The sequence below is a fragment of the Kitasatospora sp. NPDC057015 genome (assembly GCF_042673745.1).
Taxonomy (GTDB): domain Bacteria; phylum Actinomycetota; class Actinomycetes; order Streptomycetales; family Streptomycetaceae; genus Kitasatospora.
This window is the reverse complement of record NZ_JBHUSG010000008.1, coordinates 116764-135191: the sequence shown is the minus strand read 5'-3', so window position 1 is coordinate 135191 and position 18428 is coordinate 116764. Positions and strand designations below refer to the sequence as shown.

The window sequence follows — 18428 nt, the reverse complement described above, 5'->3', positions numbered from 1 at the left end:
GGGCCGCCCGCGCCCCGCGCCCGTGGGCGGCGGCGGGCGGGGGCGCGCCCCCCCCCGCCGCTCCTTGGCCCCCCCCCCGGGGGGGGGGGGGGGGGGGGCCGCCCCCCCCCCCCCACCGCCCCTTCGCATGCCGGGCACCCGGTCCGGGGCAGCCTGGCTCAGGCCACCGGGCCGGGCTTGGCCGCCGTGTAGAGCCAGGCGTCGAACAGCGGGCCCAGTTGCCGGTGCGAGATCTCCTCGGCCAGGCGGAGCAGGTCGCAGGTGCTCGCGTTGCCGTGCCGGTGGGCCCGCGGCCACTCCCGCAGCAGGGTGGCGAAGTCCTGGTCGCCGACGGCGTTCCGCAGGGCCTGCAGGGTCATCGCGCCCCGGACGTAGACCACGTCGTAGTTGAAGATCTCGTCGTGCCCGGGGTCACCGGTCCGCAGCTGCCAGAACGGATCCCCGGCGGGCGTCGCGTAGTAGCCGTCGAAGGTCTCCTGCACGGTGGGCCCGCCGTGGTCCTCCTGCCAGAGCCACTCGACGTAGGTGGCGAAGCCCTCGTTCAGCCAGATGTCCCGCCAGGTCTCCGGTGTGACGCTGTCGCCGAACCACTGGTGGGCCACCTCGTGGACGACGGTCAGCTCGTCCGGGGCGCCGTCGTACACCGGGCGACTCTGGGTCTCCAGGGCGTAGCCGACCCCGACCCGGTCGATGATCCCGCCCGTGGAGTCGAAGGGGTAGCGGCCGAACCGCTCCGTCTGCCAGGCCAGCGCCTCGGCGGTGGTGCGGTGCAGGAGGGAGTCGTCGGCGCCCGCCGGGTCGTACGCCGTGATGTTGGGGAGGCCGCCCGCGTCGTCCCGCGTCACCGTGAACCTGCCGATCGCCACCATCGAGAGGTAGCTGGCCATCGGCTCGCGCATCTCCCAGGTGACGGTGGTCCGGTCGCCGTGGGTGCGCGGTTCGCCCTGCGGCTCGCCGTTGGCCAGCGCCCGCACCCCGTTCGGGGTGGTCAGGTGGAAGGTGTAGGTGGCCTTGTCCCGCAGGTCGTCGTTGACGGGGTACCAGGTGCGCGCGCCGTCCGGCTCGTTCAGTGCGACCGCACCGTCGTCCGTGTTCAGCCAGCCGTAGTCGCCGAGGACGGCGTCACTGATCCGCTCGGGCGTGCCCCGGTACCTGACCCTGACGGTGAACTCCGCCCCGCGGCCGATCGGGTGGGCCGGCAGGACGGTCAGCTTCTGCCCGCTCCGCTCGTACCGCGCGGGCCGGCCGTCGACGAGGACGCTCTCGACCGGCGGCCCCGAGTAGTCCAGCCCCAGCCGGGCCAGCCGCTCCCCCGCCGTCGCGGAGACGGTCGCCTCGGCGGCCAACTCGTGGTTCGCGGGGGTGAAGTCGAGATCGAGGTCGTAGTGCCGGACGTCGTACCCCGGGTTGCCGCTCAGCGGGAAGTACGGGTCGCCGGCGCCGACCGTGCCGAGGTCCGGCTCCCCCGCCGAGGCCGGCACCGCGGCCAGCAGGGAGAGCGCGCACAGGGCGGACGCGGCCGCCGTCACCACTCGTGTTCTTCTCGTCATGTGCGCCATGCTCGGACACCGCCGCTCCCGGCCCGACCTGACGCGCCGTGGGCTGCCGTGCGATGCCTCGCTCGGTCGTACCCGGTCGTGCCCGGGTCGTGCCCGGTCGTGCCCGGGTCGTCGTGCCCGAGTCGTGCCCGGGTCGGCCTGATGAGCCTGCCCGCCCGGGGCCCGGGAGCGGGCCGAGGGCGGAACGGGGGCGGAGCGGGCCCGGGCGTCAGATTCGCCAGTCGCGGATCCGGCCGGCCGCCGCGAAGACGTCGGCCGTCCCGGCCGCCACGTCCCGGGCCAGCTCCACCAGGGCGCCGTACGGCGGGTCGATGCCCTCGCGGGCCGCGTGCATGTAGGCGGCGGTCGCCATGCAGGCGTACAGGTTGTTGCGCACCGGCAGCGGCCGCAGCAGCACGATGGTGTGCATCAGCGTCGCCGCGCACCAGGCCGGGTCGGCGGTGTGCCCGAGCTGCGCGGTGTTGACCCGGTGCCTCGCCACGGCGGCCTGCAGCGCGGAGTAGTCGCGGACGCTCAGATCCTCCGGCGAGGCGTGCTCCTGGACGTCCAGCAGCCAGCGGATGTCGACGTGCAGGCTCATCACGCAGCGGCGGTCCTCGCCCCGGGTGCGTCCTCCGGGAAGGCCGCGTCGAACTCCTCGACGTGCTCGTTCCAGAACGCCACCGCGTGGTCGACGAAGACCCGCCGCTGCTGCTCCCGCACGCTCAGGTCGTGCACGTACGCCTTGACGCTCTTCCCGTCGGCGGCGGCCGCCGCGCGGATGGCCGCGAGTTCGTGCTCCGTGTACTCGATGTTGAGGGCCGGCATGGCGCCGATGGTACCGGCGGGGTACCGGCCGCGGAACCCCGCCCGGGAGCGGACGGGAGCGGCCGGACCCGCCGGCGGGGCGGGACCTCACATCGGATCGATCGGCCGGAGCCCGCCGTCCAGTTCCAGCCAGCGGGTGACACCCAGACCGCGCAGGAACGGCAGGTCGTGGCTGGCCACCACGAGGGCGCCCCGGTAGCCGGCGAGGGCCTCGGTGAGCTGGCGGACGCTGGCGAGGTCGAGGTTGTTGGTCGGCTCGTCCAGCAGCAGCAACTGCGGGGCCGGGTCGGCGAGCAGCAGGGCCGCCAGCGTCGCCCGGAACCGCTCGCCGCCGGAGAGCGTGCCCGCGAGCTGCTCCGCACGGGCACCGCGGAACAGGAACCGGGCCAGCCGGGCCCTGACCGCGTTGTCACCGGCTCCCGGGGCGAAGGCCTTGACGTTGTCGACGACGCTCAGGGAGTCGTCCAGCAGGTCGAGGCGCTGCGGCAGGTGGCGCAGCGGCACGGGCGTGTCGATCTCCCCTGCCAGCGGCGCGAGTTCGCCCGCGACGGTACGCAACAGGGTGGTCTTGCCCGAGCCGTTGCGCCCGACCAGCGCGACGCGTTCGGCACCGCGCAGCTCCAGGTCCGCACCGACGCCGTACGGCAGTCGGACCTTGACGAGGCTCAGTACGGTGCGGCCGGCCGGCACCTCCGTCCGGGGGAGGTCGACCCGGATCTCGGCGTCGTCGCGGACCGCCTCCTCGGCGGCGCCGAGCCGCTGCCTGGCCTCGTCCAGCCGCTCGGTGTGCATGCCCTGGAGCCGGCCGGCCGTCTCCTGGGCCTGGCGTTTGAACTTGCCGGCGAAGATCTTCGGATCGTTGCGGGTGACCGAGCGCTTCCTCCCGTAACTGGCGCTGCGCTCCAGCCTGATCCTGGCCTCGGACAAGTCCCGCTTCTGGCGCTGGACATCGGCCTCGGCCGCCCTGACCAGCCGCTCGGCGGTCTCCTGCTGGGCCGCGACGGTGCGCTCGTACTGCGCGATGTCGCCGCCGTACCAGGTGACGGCGCCGTCCCGGAGGTCGGCGATCTGGTCGACGTACCGCAGGAGTTCGCGGTCGTGGCTGACGATCACCATGACCCCGTGCCAGCTCGCGACCGTTTCGTAGAGGCGCTCACGGGCCGCCAGGTCGAGGTTGTTGGTTGGCTCGTCCAGCAGCAGGACGTCCGGGCGACGCAGCAGCAACGCGGCCAGGCGCAGCAACACCGCTTCACCGCCCGAGAGTTCGCCGGTGGTGCGGTCCAGGCCGAGACGGTCGAGACCGAGCCGGTCCAGGGTGGCGCGGGCGCGCTCCTCGACGTCCCAGTCCTCGCCGAGGGCGTCGTAGTGCCGCTCGTCGGTGTCGCCGGACTCGATGGCGTGCAGGGCCTCGCGGGCGGCCCGGATCCCGAGGGCCTCGTCCACCCGCAGGGTGGTGTCGAGGGTCAACCCCTGAGGCAGGTAGCCGAGTTCGCCGGCGACCCGGACACTGCCGGCGGTCGGGGTGAGCTCGCCGGCGATCAGCCGCAGCAGGGTGGACTTGCCGGCGCCGTTTAGGCCGATCAGTCCGGTGCGGCCGGGGCCGACGGCCAGCTGGAAGCCGTCGAGGACGGTGCTGCCGTCCGGCCAGTCGAAGCCGAGGTCGGTGCAGAGGACGGCGGTCTGGGTGGATTGAGCCATGGTGTGGTCTCCCGGGGTGGTTGCTGGATGCGGGGCAACACGGGGAGACACCGCGGGCACGAAGGGTGCGGCGGGGTACGACGGGGGCGCCGAGGAGCCCGGCGGGGCCGGGCGGGCAGGGGCTGGGGGCCGTCTCCGACGTTCCGCGGAATCGTCGGTCACGGCCCGGGGGCCGGCTCACCACTGAGGTCGCACGCTCGCGCGCCGCGCTCGAAAGGGCGCGGGGGGCGGTGTCTCGGGACCTCAGTAAAGCAACGGCCTTCTCCTGTCCGGCGGGGGTGAGGTGTTCAACGCTACGGGGATCCCCCGGGGCCCGCAACGGAGTTTCCCGCGGCCGACCGGCGGACCCGGTGGCTCGGCGACCTGCGGCTCGACGGGCCGACGGGCGGGAGCGAACCGGGGGGTGGCTGCCCGGGGAGCACACCCGGCGTGGGAGACTCCCTGCTGCACAACCGGCGGCCCGAGGGCCGCCCGGGGGATTCCAAGGGGGAAATGATCTCGTGTCACCTGTCTTTCGTGCTGCCCGCAGCGATCAGCCGCAGAGCGTCCGCCGCGGCCGCGGTGCCCGCACCACGCGCGCCGCGCTCACCACGTCCGTCGCCGCGCTGACCCTGCTGGCGGCCACCGCCTGCGGACCGGAGAACAGCACCGACGGACCGGCCGGGCCGGCCGGGCCGGCCGGACCGCCGCCCGCGTCCGCCGCCGGCACCCCGGGGGGCGCCCAGACGGCCGCCGCCCTGCACCTGCCGACCCTCGACGAGCTGAAGAGCTGGAAGTTCGAGGACTGGGACAAGTGGGCCCAGCAGAACGTCGTCAAGCCGGCCGTCGCGGGCTACTGGAACATCCAGCGGATGCTCAACGCGAAGCCGGCCGTCCAGGCACCGGACACGCCGGCGCCGACCGCCAAGCCGAGCGGCCAGCCGAGCGCGAAGCCGACCGGCAAGCCCAACGACGACGGCAATGACCCCCGTCCGACCCGGATCGAGGCGAAGCCCGTCGCGCACCCGTTCGCCAAGCAGTTCCACGTCAACGGCAAGATCTTCTTCCAGTCCGGGGGCAAGGACTACGTCTGCTCCGGCACCGTGATCTCCGACCCGGCGCACCCGGGCAAGAGCAACCTGGTGTGGACCGCCGGCCACTGCACCCACGAGGGCAAGGGCGCCGGGTTCCACGAGAACATCATGTTCGCCCCGGCCTTCAACAGCGCCGCCACCCTCAGCGGCGGCAAGAAGGGCGCCATCGAGCAGGCCGAACCATACGGCGAGTGGGGCACCGTCGGCGCCGTCGTCTCGCCGCAGTGGGCGGGCGAGGCCGAGCCGGAGGGTGCGCTCAACGGGGCCATCCACTACGACTTCTCGATCCTCAAGGTGGAGAACCCCAAGGCCGGCGGCAAGTCGCTGGAGGAGACCGTCGGCGGCTCCGTCCCGGTCTGGTTCAACGCCCCGCGCGACCAGCTCGCCATCAACACCTACGGCTACCCCGCCGGCGAGCCGTACGACGGCGTCGAGCTGGAGAACTGCGCGGGCGGCAAGCCGGTACGGCTCTCCAAGGACGCGAGCCGCCCGCCGCTGCTCACCGTCGGCTGCAGCAACACCGGCGGCAGCAGCGGCGGCGGCTGGTTCAGCACCCAGGACGGCAAGCCCGCCCTGGTCAGCAACACCTCGATCGGCAACGACGAGGGCGGCTGGCAGGCCGGCCCGTACCTGGACGACGTGGCCGCGCACGCCCTGGACTTCATGTCGAAGAAGAAGTGACGCCTGCCGCTGCGTAGCGCGTGACGACCTCGGGCCGACGGCGGGTTGCCGTCGGCCCGAGGCGTTGCCACTCCCCCGGGCCGCCCGTGGGCCGTGCGGGGCGGAGCCGCGGGACCCGACCGCGGTCCTCTGCACGTCGCGCTGGCAGCTTGCGACTGCTGATCACGACCGAAGCCAACATGGCAGGATATCGGACCAGAGCCCCCATACTGCCCCTTTGTGAAAAAAGAAAAACCCGCAGTCTGCTCGTTCTACGCTCACCGCATGGCGGACAACGATCCCTCGGGATTCTGGAGCTACACCCATCGCGACAACGAGCTCGATAGCGGGCGGATCCTGCGCCTGTCCGAGGCAATCAAAAATGAGTTCGAGATCATCACGGGAGGCGAGCTCAAGGTTTTTGTCGACAGCAAGTCGATCTCTTGGGGGGAGGCCTGGAGGATCAGGATCGACACTGCCATCTTTGGCATCACTTTCCTGATTCCGGTTATGACTCCTCGATTCTTCACGAGTCCAGAGTGCCGCCGTGAGGTCCTGACGTTCTCGGGGCACGCAGCCAGCCTCGGTCTTGAGGACCTGCTCCTGCCGATTCACTACGTGAACGTCCCTCAGCTCACAAAAGACCCGTCTGGCGACGAGGTAATGGCGCTACTTGCGCAGAGGCAGTGGGTTGACTGGCGAGACCTCCGACTGGAAGCAGAGGACTCGCCAGCATATCGTAAAGCGATCAACGAACTCGCGTTGCGGCTAAGCCAGATCGTTGAGCAGGCTCTGACCGTTGATCCTCCAGTGCTTACGGCGACGCTCGACGATGAATCGGCGGGGTTCATCGAGATCATGGCTGCTGCCGAGGAAGCAATGCCACGTTGGGTACAGGTTGTAGAAGATCTCAGCCGTGCCACAACTGAGATCAGCTCCCACATGACATGGGCAGCGGAGCAGGTTGCAAAGTCGGATGCTGCCGGCCAGGGGTTTTCCGGACGACTGTCCGTCTTCCGAAAGCTCCGCGAGCGACTGAACGATCCCGTCGACGAATTCTCATCGTTGGGATCCAAATATTCTGCCGAGCTGGTGGAGATTGACCCGGCGATCATCCAGTTGATTAGGACTGTGGCGGAGGGAGGCTTGGACAGCGATACCAGTCAATCGGCGAAGGATTTCTTCGTTTCGATCAAGGGTCTCTGCGAGTCAGCCAGCGGCGCGATGCCCGGCATTGAGGAGTTCCGGGACGGAGCGCGCACAAGTGCTCAATTGAGCAAGGAGCTCCGCCCTCTAATGAACGAACTTCAAGCAGCGCTTCAGAAGGTGGTCGACGGCCAGACCATCATCGAGGAATGGGGGCGTCGGATTGATGAGGTCGGCGATGACTCGACCGAGGCAGCCTGAGCCAACAATCAGGTCCGATGATTCGTCAAAAAATCTGGCTGGCCACGCGTTCAGGCACAGCCGTGGGCCACGTATCCCCCGCTCCGGGTAGTCCGGCCGAGCCAGTTGTCCAACAGAAGGTAACGCCGGGCTGACCAGCACACGCCTACGACGGTCCCGAGACCACCACACTCCGCGGGTGTCCAGGGCCGTCGTGCCGCGTCCGGCGGGGTGGTCGCGCCGTGCCCGGCCCGGCCCGGTGCTCCCTACCCCCGCGCCACCGTGCGTCCGGGTGGGTGGTACGGCCGCCCCGATAGGATCGGGGCATCATGAGCGCCACTCTCGTAGTCAAAGACCTCAGCGCCGGCCACGGCGACCGCACCCTCTTCTCCGGCCTGGACCTGGTCGTCGCCCCCGGCGACGTGGTCGGCCTGGTCGGGGCCAACGGCGCCGGCAAGTCGACCCTGCTGCGGCTGATGGCCGGGGTGGACGCGCCGGAGGGCGGCTCGCTGCGGCTGAGCCCGCCGACCGCCAACATCGGGCACCTGCCGCAGGAGCCGGAGCGCCGGGCCGGCGAGTCGGTGCGGGACTTCCTGGCCCGCCGGACGGGTGTGGCGGCGGCGCAGGCGGCGCTGGACGAGGCGACCGAGGGTCTGGTGGAGGGCCGTGCCGGGGCCGACGACGCGTACGCGGTGAGCCTGGACCGCTGGCTGGACCTGGGCGGCGCCGACCTGGAGGAGCGGGCCGAGGAGGTCGCCGACTCGCTCGGGCTGAAGGTCGGCCTGGACCTGCCGATGACCGCGCTCTCCGGTGGCCAGGCCGCCCGGGCCGGCCTCGCCTCGCTGCTGCTCTCCCGCTACGACCTGTTCCTGCTCGACGAGCCCACCAACGACCTCGACCTGGACGGCCTGGAGCGGCTGGAGGCCTTCGTGAAGGGCCTGCGCGCGGGCACCGTCCTGATCAGCCACGACCGCGAGTTCCTGGCCCGCACCGTCACCCGGGTGCTGGAGCTGGACCTCGCCCAGCAGCAGGTGAACCTCTACGGCGGCGGCTACGACGCCTACCTGGAGGAGCGGGCGGTGGCCCGCCGGCACGCCCGCGAGGACTACGAGGAGTACGCCGACACCAAGGCGGGCCTGGAGTCGCGGGCCCGGATGCAGCGCGGCTGGATGGAGAACGGCGTGCGCAACGCGCGCCGCAAGTCGAGTGACAACGACAAGATCGGCCGCAACATGCGGTCCGAGTCGACGGAGAAGCAGGCCGCCAAGGCCCGGCAGACCCAGCGGATGATCGAGCGCCTGGACGTGGTCGAGGAGCCCCGCAAGGAGTGGGAGCTGCGGATGGAGATCGCCGCCGCGCCGCGCTCCGGCTCGGTGGTGGCGACCCTGCGCGGGGCCTCGGTCACGCGCGGGGACTTCGCCTTCGGCCCGGTGGACCTGCAGATCGACTGGGCGGACCGGGTCGCGATCACCGGGGCCAACGGGGCCGGCAAGTCGACGCTGCTGGCCGCCCTGCTGGGCCGGCTCGACCTGGACGGCGGCAGCGCCGCGCTGGGCTCGGGTGTGGTCGTCGGCGAGGTCGACCAGGCCCGCGGGCTGTTCCTCGGCGGGGAGCCGCTGTCGGCGGCCTTCGAGAGCGCCGTTCCCGAGCTCACCCCGGAGGAGGTGCGCACCCTGCTGGCCAAGTTCGGGCTGAAGGCCTTCCACGTGACCCGGCCGGCGGCCACCCTCTCCCCGGGCGAGCGGACCAGGGCCGCGCTGGCCCTGTTGCAGGCCCGCGGGGTGAACCTGCTGGTGCTGGACGAGCCGACCAACCACCTGGACCTGCCCGCGATCGAGCAGTTGGAGTCGGCGCTCGCCTCGTATACGGGGACGCTGCTGCTGGTCACCCACGACCGGCGGATGCTGGACGCGGTCACGGTGAACCGGCGGATCGAGGTACGCGGTGGTCTGGTCCACGAGAGCTGACCGGCGCCCTTCCCTCACCCGGTGTCATGTGCTGTGCTGGCGACCATGGTTGACAGCACAGCGACCGGGAGCTCCTACCCGAGCGTCCCGCATCGCCCCATGACCGTGCCCGCCCACGAGGCCGAGGCACGCAGCAGGTCCTTCCACGACGTGATGGCCCGGCGCCGGACCGTCCGCGACTACTCGACCCGCCCGATCCCGGACGGCGTGCTGGAGTGGGCGGTCCGGACGGCCTCCACCGCGCCCAGCGGCGCGCACGTCCAGCCGTGGCGGTTCGTGGCGATCACCGATCCGGAGCGCAAGCGGCGGCTGCGGGAGGCGGCCGAGGCCGAGGAGCGCGAGTTCTACGCCCACCGCGCCTCGGAGGAGTGGCTGGCGGCGCTGGCCCCGATCGGCACGGACTGGCAGAAGCCGTTCCTGGAGGACGCCCCCGCCGTCATCGTGGTCTTCGAGGTGCACAAGGGGCCGCAGAGCCCCCGCCCCTACTACACGAAGGAGTCGGTGGGCATCTCGGTCGGACTGCTGCTCGCCTGCCTGCACCAGGCCGGACTCGCCACCCTCACGCACACGCCGAGCCCGATGAAGTTCCTGAACGAGGTCTGCGAGCGCCCGGCGGAGGAGCGCGCCGCGTACGTGATCCCGGTCGGCTACCCGGCCGAGGGAGCGCGCGTCCCCGACCTGCGCCGCAAGGAGCTGGACGAGATCCTGGTCCGCCTCTGAGGGCCGGAATTCCGCTGGCCGACGGCCCGGACGGGGCGGCATACTCGCCTCCATGAGTGGAACGTCCCCCGATGTGGTCCAGACCGCGGTCCAGACCTCCTCCGCCCGGCCGCCCGAGCTGCTCCCGCTGGCCGACGGGTACTCCCTGCACCGTCGCTCGGCCGCGCACGCACCGGCGCTGAACGCGCTGGTGCGTGCCAACCTCGACCACCTGCGGCCGTGGATGCCCTGGGCGGACCGCGCGCCGCGCCCGGAGGAGACCCTGGAGATGATCCACGGCGGCGACCGCGCCTGGTCCGCCGGCAGCGACTACCTGTACCTGCTCGCCCCGGACGCCGAGCCCGCCGCCGTGGTGGGCGCCTTCGGCCTGCACGACCGGATCGGCCCCGGCGTGCTGGAGATCGGCTACTGGATGGACCACGGCCACACCGGCCGGGGCCTCGCCACCTCCGCCGCCGGGGCGCTGACGGCCGCCGCGCTCGCCCTGCCCGGCATCGCCCGGACGGAGATCCACTGCGACGAGGCCAACCTCCGCAGCGCCGCCGTGCCGCGCCGGCTCGGCTACCGCCTGGACCGGATCGCCGATACGCCGATCACCGTGCCCGGCGAGACCGGCCGCAAGATGATCTGGGTCAGGGACGACCAGGCGGCCTGACGGCCGTCCGGCCGCCGGAGCGGCACCCCCTCGGGCCGCGACCACCCCACGGCGCCGGCCCCCACCACCGCGCCACCCCGTCACGCCGCCGGGCACCGGGGGCTCAACGGCGCCGAACCCCACCCGTGAGAGGGACCGAGGACCAGTGGCAGGAATCTCCTACGACCGACGGACCGCCGAGGACTACCGGATCGCCCGGGAGATCCCGCGCAGCGGCCTCGACGCCTGGCGCGCGGCGATCGCCGCCGAGACGAGCCTCGCACCCGGCATGACGGTGCTCGACGTCGGCGCCGGGACGGGCGCCTTCGCGTCCGCGTTCCACGACTGGTTCGGGGTCCGGGTGCTGGCCGTCGATCCGGCGGAGGCGATGCGGGCGATGATCCCCCGCTCCGAGGGGGTGGAGGTCCTCGACGGGCGGGCCGAGGCGCTCCCGGTGCCGGACGGGTGCGCGGACGCGGCCTGGCTGGGCTCGGTCCTCCACCATCTGACCGATCTCCCCGCCGCCGCGGCCGAGTTGCGGCGGGCCCTGCGGCCCGGGGCGCCGGTGCTGATCCGCAACATCTTCCCCGGCCGCGCCGCGCGGGACCTGCGGGTGCGCTGGTTCCCCGAGACCGAGCGGCTGATCGACGGGTATCCGAGCGTCGAGCAGGTCTGCGCCGCCTTCGCCACCGCCGGGTTCGCCCGGGTCGCCCTGCACGCGGTGCCCCAGCAGAGCGCCACGGACCTGGCCGAGTTCGCCGCCCGGATCCGCCGGGAGGCGGACTCCAAGCTGCGCGGGCTCGCCGACGAGGAGTTCGAGCGCGGGATGGCCCGGCTGCGCGCCGCCGCGGCGGCCGAACCGGGCCTCCCGGCCACCAGTTGGATGGACCTGCTCGTCCTGGCCTGAGCGACTCCCGCTCCGGCCCGGCGACTTCGCCGCCCGGCCCGGGCGACCGGACCCTCGGTACCGGACGGCCGCGACCGGACCTCGGCGCCGGGCGGCAGTCGGTACCGGCCGGCGGTCAGTACCGGACGGCGGTCGGTACCGGGCGGGCGGTCAGTACCGCGTACCGGTCGGCGCGGGCAGTGCGTCCAGCTCCGCCAGGTCCGCCGCGGTGAGCCGCAGGTCGGCCGAAGCCGCGTTGTCCACCAGGTACTTGGGCGTCTTGGTGCCCGGGATCGGCAGCACCAGGCGGCCCTGCGCCAGCACCCAGGCGAGTGCGACCTGCGCCGCGGTGGCGCCGTGCCGGTCGGCGATCCGCGCGACGCCCGCCACGATCGCCTGGTTGGCGACCAGCGCCTCCTGCTGGAAGCGCGGCAGCCCGTGCCGGAAGTCGCCGGCCGGCAGGTCGTCCGCCGAGCCGAAGCGGCCGGCCAGGAACCCCCGGCCGAGCGGCGAGAAGGGCAGGAAGGCGATGCCCTGCGCCTCGGTGTACGGCAGCACCTCGGCCAGCACGTCCCTGGTCCAGAGCGACAGTTCGGACTGCACCGAGGCGACCGGGTGGACGGCCTGCGCCCGCTTGATCTGCTCGACGTCAACCTCGGACAGGCCGATCCGCCGGGCCTTGCCCGCCGTCACGGCCTCGGCGAGCGCGCCCCAGCTCTCCTCGATCGGCACCTCGGGGTCCACCCGGTGCAGCTGGTACAGGTCGACGTGGTCGGTGCCCAGTCGACGCAGGCTCTCGTCGATCGAGCGGCGGATGTGCTCGGGCCGCCCGTTGTTGGTCACCGGCCGCTGGCCCGGCGTGCCGACCAGGCCCACCTTGGTGGCCAGCACCGCCCGTTCGCGGTACGGCCCGGCCAACGCGGCTCCGACCAACTCCTCGTTGCTGTAGGGGCCGTAGACGTCGGCGGTGTCGATCAGGGTGACCCCGAGGTCGAGCGCGGCGCGGATCACCTCGGTGGAGGTGGCGTCGTCCCGGCCGCTCGGGTCGTAGGCCCAGGTCATCCCCATGCAGCCGAGGCCGACCACGCCGACCTCGGGGCCGTCGATTCCGAGTGTGCTGGTGCGCATGGCTGGTGCTCCTTCAGTTCCCGAACCCGTGTACGGGGACCAGCCTGCACCTTGGAGTGCACTCCAAGGCAAGCACGTTCCGGCCCGGCGCGTCGCCGGACGCCCTCCCGCGGCCCCGGCCGGCCCGGCCGAAGCCGTGCGGCGACGTACCGGTCAGTCCACGGCGGCGAGCCGCTCCGCGCCCACCACCCGGAGCAGTGCGAGGCGGTCGGCCGTGTCCGAGCCCGGCGGCGGGGTGAGCAGGACCAGCCGCTGGTCCCCGTCCGGGGCGAGCAGGACCTGGCAGTCCAGGTCGACCGGGCCGATGTCCGGGTGCAGCACCCGCATCCGGCTGTGCCGGCGGACGGCGACCTCGTGCAGCTCCCACAGCGCGGCGAACTCCGCGCTGGCCCCGCGGAGCCGCTCCACCAGGCGGGCGGCCGCCGGATCCCCCGCCCGGCGGCCGACGGCGGCGCGCAGGTCGGCGACGTGGACCCGGCTGTAGTGGCCGTGCTCCTCGACCGGGTACGCGGCACGCGCCGCGGGGTCCGCGAACCAGCGCCAGACCACGTTGCGGCCGTGCTCGGAGACCGTGCACACCCCGCCGAGCAGGGCCCGGGCCATCGCGTTCTGTGCGAGCACGTCGCCCAGCCCGCCGAGTACCTGGGCGGGCGTGGCGGGGAGTTGGTCCAGCAGGTGCAGCAGTCCGGGGGCGACCTGGTCACCGGCCACCCGCCCGGCGGGCGGGCGGTGCCCGGCCAGCAGGTGCAGGTGGTCGCCCTCGTCCGGGTCCAGGCGCAGTGCGCGGGCCAGCGCGGCGAGCATCTGCGGGGAGGGCTGCGGGCCGCGGGCCTGTTCCAGGCGGATGTAGTAGTCGGCCGACATGCCGGCGAGCTGGGCGACCTCCTCGCGCCGCAGGCCCGGGGTGCGGCGCCGGGGGCCCGCGGGCAGTCCGGCGTCCTGCGGGCTGACCCGGTCCCGGGAGCGGCGCAGGAAGTCGGCGAGTTCGCGGCGGTCGATCGTCATGCCGTCCATCCTGCCGGACGCCGCCCGGGCCCGGCCACGGGGGCCGCGACGGGTGCGGGAGGCGACTCCTGATGCACCGCCGGGCGGATGGGCGGCCTCCGGACCACGCCGGCTTCCGCCACGAGCCACGCGTACCGCACCTACCGCGCCTACCGCACCTACCGCCCCTACCGCCCCTACCGCGCCCACTGCACTCGGCGCGCTCTCCGCGCGGACCCTGGGACCGGCGATCCCAGGGTCCGCGGGGCTCTCCCGCCCCTGTTCCGGTGGCGGCAGTGTGGTCCGTGCCGGAGCGAACGACCGGCGGAAGTCCTCCGGCGCCGCGGGCGCCGGGTACCGAGGGAGAACAACCATGGCCACCGTTTCCGTCGCCGGCGCCGACGTGCACTACGAGCGCACCGGCTCCGGTCCCGTACTCGTCCTGGTGCACGGCACGGGCTCGGGCGGCGCCGAGATCAACTGGGGGCGGACCGCGCCGCGGTTCACCGCCGATCACACCGTCGTCACCCCGGATCTGTCCGGCGCGGACCGCACCACCGACGACGGCGGCCCGCTGACCGTCGAGGGGCTCGCCGCGCAGGTGGTCGCCGTCATCGAGGACGCGGCGGACGGCCCCGTCGACCTGCTCGGCTTCTCGATGGGGGCCCCGGTCTCCGCCGCCGTGGCCGCCCTGCGGCCCGACCTGGTCCGGCGCCTGGTGCTGGTGGCGGGCTGGGCGCACACCGACGGGGACGAGTACCTGCGCAACCTGCTCACCCTGTGGCAGGACCTCGGGGTCAGCGACCCTGCCTCGTTCGGCCGGAGCGTGGCGATGACGGGCTTCAGCCGGGAGTTCCTCAACACCGTCGGCCGGGAGGGCGTGGAGGCCCTGATCCCCAACATGCCGCCCACCCCGGGCACCCTGCGGCACGTGGCCCTCGACCTCGGGGTCGACATCCGTGCGCTGCTGCCCCGGATCACGGCCGAGACCCTGGTGATCGGGTGCACCCGGGACGCCACCGTCCCGGTCGAGAACAGCCGCGCCCTGCACGCGGCGATCACGGGCAGCGGCTACGCCGAGATCGACGCCGGGCATGTCGCGTTCTTCGAGAAGGAGGACGAATTCGTGCAGCTGGTGGGCGGGTTCGTCCAGGCCGCGTGACCGCGTGAGCCGCCCCGCCCGTCCGGTCGGCAGGCCGAGGCACGCGTACGGCCGGCGCCGACGCGACACCCACCGACGCGACACGCACCGCCACGGCACGCGACGCCACGACACGCACCGCCACGGCACGCGACGCCGCACCGCCGGCCCCGGCCGCTCACGCGACGGGACCGGCGGGCGCTCGCCCCGGGCCGCTACTGGCCGAGGCCGCTCGCGATCGCGTTCAGCAGGGTGCCGGCGGCGTCGTCGTTCTCCAGGGCGAAGGCGAACATGCCGCCGAGCCCCTTGTTCTTGGCGTAGGCCGCGCGGGCCTGGATGGCCTGCGGGGTGTCACCCGTCCAGAAGTTGGTGCCGTCGTAGATCCACGAGCTCTCCGTGGTGGCGTCCCAGTGGGTGTTCGCCGCCGTCGGGGTGAGCTCCTTCCAGGCGGCGAGGCCCGACTCCGCGCTCAGCGGCTTGGCCGCCGTCGGCCCGGTCGCGCTCTGGTAGAGGCCGAAGTTGCTGCCGGCCGGCACGCCCGTCCAGCCGCGCCAGTAGAACGGGATGCCGAGCACGATCTTCGCGGCCGGGAACCCGCCCGTGATGCCGTACTCCGGCAGGCCGGTGGTGTACGCGGTGAGCGTGGTGTCCACGTTGTACTTGCGGGTGCCGGGGGTGATCGGGGTGGTGGGGTCGGCGGGGCTGTCGTGCAGCGGGTCCTGGTGGTTGGTCGGCCCGGTGGCGTCCCAGGCGCCGTGCATGTCGTACGTCATGATGTCGGCGTAGTCGAGGTAGGCGCCGATCTTGTCGGTCTCGATGTAGCCGATCTTGTCCTGGCCGCTCGGCAGGGCCGCGGTGAGCAGGAACTTCTTGCCGACCGTCGCGCCGTAGGCGTCCAGCTGGGTGCGGAACTCCTTCAGCAGCAGGGTGAAGTTGGCCTTGTCGGCGGCCGAGTAGTGGTTGCCGGTGTGGCCGCCGGGCGAGCCGGGGTACTCCCAGTCGATGTCGATGCCGTCGAACAGGCCGGCCGCCGAGGCGACGCCGCCGGAGGCGTCACTCGCGATGTTCTTCGGCAGGTTGCCCTTCAGGAACATGTCGACGCAGGAGGAGACGAAGGCCTTGCGGGAGGCGTCGGTGGCGGCCGCGTCGGAGAAGTACTTCGAGTAGGTCCAGCCGCCCAGCGACATGGTCAGCCGCAGGTTGGGGTACTTGGCCTTGAGCTGGCGGAGCTGGTTGAAGTTGCCCTTGATGGGCTGCTCCCAGCTGTCGACGGTGCCGTCCACGCTGTCGGCCGCGGCGAAGGTGGCCTGGTAGTCGGCGTACGCGTCGCCCGCGCCGTCGCCGGCGTTGGGGTTGTCCTCGTGCGCCGCGTCGGAGGCCTTGACCGCCTCGAAGCAGGTGTGCGAGGTGGGGTGGACGTTCGCGAACGCGTAGGTGATGACGTCGAGTTTGGCCGCCGCGCCGCTGGTGCCGACGTTCTTCGGGAAGTAGGCGTTCTCGTAGACGCCCCACTGGTCGAAGTAGGCCGACTTCACCGGCTTGGCCGCCGGGGCGCTCGCCGTGGTGGTGGAGACGGGCGCGGACTGGCCGGAGGCGTGGCCGCTCGCGTCGTAGCCCTGCACGGTGTACGTGTAGGAGGTGTTGGGCAGCAGCGAGGTGACGGCCACCTGGGTGCCCATCGAGGTCGCCACGACCTGGCCGTTGGCCCAGACCTTGTACGCCGGCGTGTCGCCGTTCTGCGAGTTGTCGGTGGACGCGTTCCAGCTGAGCACGATGGCGTTGTGGGTGACCTTGCCGACGGTCACCCCGGTCGGCGTGGTGACCTTGCCGTCGCCCGTCGGCCCGCTGGTGCCGGTCGCGGTGGCCGTCGCGGTGGCCGTCGCCGTGTTGCTGGCGGTGGGGCTCGCACTGCTGGTCGCGGTGGTCGACGGGCTGGCGCTGCTCGACGGGCTGGCGCTGGCGGAGGGGCTGGCGCTCGTCGAGGCGGTCGGACTGGCCGTCGGGCTGGCCGTCGAACCGCCCGGGCCGGCCAGGCTCAGGTCGTCCGCCTTGTAGGCGCCCTGGCCGTACCAGCCGTGCGTGAAGACGGTCACCGAGGTGGTGTTCGCCCCGGTGGTGAAGGTGGTGGAAAGCTGGCTCCAGGCGGCGGACGAGGGCGCCCAGACCGTCGAGTTGACGCCCGTCCCGGTCGCGCCGAGGTAGACGTAGTTGCCCTGGACCCAGGCCGACAGGGTGTACGCGGTGTTGGGCTGGACGGTCACCGTCTGCTGGCACTGGCCGGTGTCGGACGCCGAGGCGCCGCCGTTCAGCGCGTACGAGCCGCTGTGCACGGGGGTGGTGACCACGGACCCGTTGGCGCAGGTCCAGCCGCTCAGCGTGCCGGTCTCCAGCCCCGGGTTGGTCAGCAGGTTCACGGTGGCGGCCGAGGCCGTGCCGAAGGTCGTGGCGAGCGCCGCGCCTCCGGTGGTGAGCACGGCCGCGAGGGCCAGCGCTCCGGCTCTGCGACTCGGGTTAGCCCGGTGCGCGGTGGCGCGTTCGGGCATGGCTCGGTTGGGCATGGACGGTCCTCCGGACAGTGGGGTTTCCGGCGGTGCAGCGACCCGGGGTGGATCGGCGGGGAGCCCGGGCATGGTGGTGCGACGGGCGCCCGGTGAGGCGGGGCCCGTGCTGAGCGGAGACGTGCGAACTGGTGCTGCGGCTCTGCGGTGCTGCTCTGGCGCCGTACGGCTGTGCTGCTGTGCTGCTGAACTCCGCGGCGGTGGTGGGTGCGGATGCCCCGGCGGCGCGGAGTTCGTCGGTACAGCACCAAAGATTGGACTGGACCAATCCTGCCGTCAAGGGGGTCCCGGATGATGGTCCGGCGCACCGCCCGGCCCGGCCTGACCGATGGTCAGCAGATGATCGGGAATGGCACGGTTTGGCCGGCCGCCGCCGCACCCCGTACGGCCGGCACCGGGTGCCACCCGGGCTCGGGGCCCGGACCCGACCCCGCACGCGGGGGCGCTCCGGGCCCGGACCGACCGCTCTCAGTTGGCGATGCCCACGGTGTGCCGGATGCTCTCCGGCTCGTCGAGGGCCCGCAGCATCAGGTGCGCGACGTCCGCGCGGGAGGCGAAGACCCCGCCGCGGATGTTGCGGTCGTACGCCGTCCGGTAGTCGCCGGTGACGGGCCTGTCGGTGAGCCGGGGCGGGCGCACCACCGTCCAGTCGAGGGCGCTGTCGCGCAGCACGTCCTCCATCCGCGCCAGGTCGGCGTAGTGCTTGCGCAGCGCCACCTTGACTATTCGCGAACCCAGTTGGGTCATCAGGAAGCCGTCTCCCGGGTCCCGGCGGGGCGGGGTCGGGCGGCCCGGCGAGGCGACGGTGCCGATCGGTGCCGCACTGACCACGACGATCCGGCGGACACCGGTCGCCGCCATCGCCGAGGCGACCGACCGGGTGCCCCGCCAGGCCACGCCGGCCTCCGCGCTCGACCGCGCGCCGAGGCCGGAGAGGACGGCATCCGCCCCGGCGACCGCGCGCTCCAGCACGGCGGGGTCCGCGCTCGCCAGGTCGGCGGTCACCGTCCGCACCGGCCGGTCCAGCCGGGCGGGGTTGCGGACCACCGCGGTGACCTCGTGACCGGCGGCGAGCGCCTGGTCGAGCAGGTGGCGGCCGATGCCGCCGGTGGCTGCGAGGACGACGATGTGCACAGGGATCAACCTCTTTCGTGTGGTGCGGCGACCGGGCCGGCGCACAGCGGCGGGGCGGGTCGTCGGGCGGGTGCGCCCGGGGGCCGGACGCGG

General features: G+C 73.0%; 15 protein-coding genes. 7 read left to right on the top strand and 8 right to left on the bottom strand.

What is annotated here, in order from left to right; translation table 11 throughout:
- Positions 1-158: 158 nt before the first annotated feature.
- From ACFTWP_RS10700 to ACFTWP_RS10685, 4 genes are all read right to left on the bottom strand, one after another.
- Entirely contained in the window at positions 159-1550 is a 1392-nt protein-coding gene (locus tag ACFTWP_RS10700) for a M1 family metallopeptidase (protein WP_380264045.1), read from the bottom strand.
- A 217-nt stretch (positions 1551-1767) separates the two neighbouring features.
- On the bottom strand, positions 1768-2139 hold the full coding sequence (locus ACFTWP_RS10695) for a toxin Doc (protein WP_380264043.1): 372 nt from the start codon (positions 2137-2139) through the stop codon (positions 1768-1770).
- The gene (locus tag ACFTWP_RS10690; RefSeq protein WP_380264042.1) at positions 2139-2366 is read right to left on the bottom strand and encodes a hypothetical protein; all 228 of its coding nucleotides are present in this window, start codon (positions 2364-2366) and stop codon (positions 2139-2141) included. The genes ACFTWP_RS10695 and ACFTWP_RS10690 overlap by 1 nt, the downstream gene beginning before the upstream one ends.
- Positions 2367-2453: 87 nt before the next feature.
- The gene (locus ACFTWP_RS10685; protein ID WP_380264041.1) at positions 2454-4064 is read right to left on the bottom strand and encodes an ABC-F family ATP-binding cassette domain-containing protein; all 1611 of its coding nucleotides are present in this window, start codon (positions 4062-4064) and stop codon (positions 2454-2456) included.
- A gap of 500 nt (positions 4065-4564) precedes the next feature.
- Here ACFTWP_RS10685 and ACFTWP_RS10680 point away from each other — a divergent pair, with 500 nt between their 5' ends.
- From ACFTWP_RS10680 to ACFTWP_RS10655, 6 genes are all read left to right on the top strand, one after another.
- A complete protein-coding gene (locus ACFTWP_RS10680; protein ID WP_380264040.1) occupies positions 4565-5818 on the top strand; it encodes a trypsin-like serine peptidase in 1254 nt (417 codons plus the stop codon).
- Positions 5819-6082: 264 nt separating this feature from the next.
- A complete protein-coding gene (locus ACFTWP_RS10675; RefSeq protein WP_380264038.1) occupies positions 6083-7204 on the top strand; it encodes a toll/interleukin-1 receptor domain-containing protein in 1122 nt (373 codons plus the stop codon).
- Between the two features lie 308 nt (positions 7205-7512).
- On the top strand, positions 7513-9150 hold the full coding sequence (locus ACFTWP_RS10670) for an ABC-F family ATP-binding cassette domain-containing protein (protein ID WP_380264037.1): 1638 nt from the start codon (positions 7513-7515) through the stop codon (positions 9148-9150).
- A gap of 45 nt (positions 9151-9195) precedes the next feature.
- Entirely contained in the window at positions 9196-9870 is a 675-nt protein-coding gene (locus ACFTWP_RS10665; RefSeq protein WP_380264035.1) for a nitroreductase family protein, read from the top strand.
- Positions 9871-9922: 52 nt separating this feature from the next.
- Positions 9923-10525: a GNAT family N-acetyltransferase gene (locus tag ACFTWP_RS10660; RefSeq protein ID WP_380264033.1), complete on the top strand. Its 603-nt coding sequence runs from the start codon at positions 9923-9925 to the stop codon at positions 10523-10525.
- 145 nt (positions 10526-10670) lie between these two features.
- Positions 10671-11411 (top strand): class I SAM-dependent methyltransferase, encoded by a 741-nt coding sequence (locus ACFTWP_RS10655; protein WP_380264032.1) that lies wholly within the window; start codon positions 10671-10673, stop codon positions 11409-11411.
- A gap of 150 nt (positions 11412-11561) precedes the next feature.
- Here ACFTWP_RS10655 and ACFTWP_RS10650 read toward each other — a convergent pair whose 3' ends face one another.
- Together ACFTWP_RS10650 and ACFTWP_RS10645 are read right to left on the bottom strand one after the other, a co-directional pair.
- The gene (locus ACFTWP_RS10650; protein WP_380264030.1) at positions 11562-12518 is read right to left on the bottom strand and encodes an aldo/keto reductase; all 957 of its coding nucleotides are present in this window, start codon (positions 12516-12518) and stop codon (positions 11562-11564) included.
- Between the two features lie 153 nt (positions 12519-12671).
- Positions 12672-13532, bottom strand: a complete 861-nt coding sequence (locus ACFTWP_RS10645; protein WP_380264028.1) for a helix-turn-helix transcriptional regulator — start codon at positions 13530-13532, stop codon at positions 12672-12674.
- Positions 13533-13875: 343 nt separating this feature from the next.
- Here ACFTWP_RS10645 and ACFTWP_RS10640 point away from each other — a divergent pair, with 343 nt between their 5' ends.
- Entirely contained in the window at positions 13876-14664 is a 789-nt protein-coding gene (locus ACFTWP_RS10640; RefSeq protein ID WP_380264026.1) for an alpha/beta fold hydrolase, read from the top strand.
- A gap of 194 nt (positions 14665-14858) precedes the next feature.
- On the opposite strand, the gene ACFTWP_RS10635 is transcribed toward ACFTWP_RS10640, so the two are convergent.
- Together ACFTWP_RS10635 and ACFTWP_RS10630 are read right to left on the bottom strand one after the other, a co-directional pair.
- On the bottom strand, positions 14859-17201 hold the full coding sequence (locus ACFTWP_RS10635) for a glycosyl hydrolase family 18 protein (protein WP_380264025.1): 2343 nt from the start codon (positions 17199-17201) through the stop codon (positions 14859-14861).
- A gap of 468 nt (positions 17202-17669) precedes the next feature.
- Positions 17670-18335: an NAD(P)-dependent oxidoreductase gene (locus ACFTWP_RS10630; RefSeq protein ID WP_380264024.1), complete on the bottom strand. Its 666-nt coding sequence runs from the start codon at positions 18333-18335 to the stop codon at positions 17670-17672.
- Positions 18336-18428: the final 93 nt, after the last annotated feature.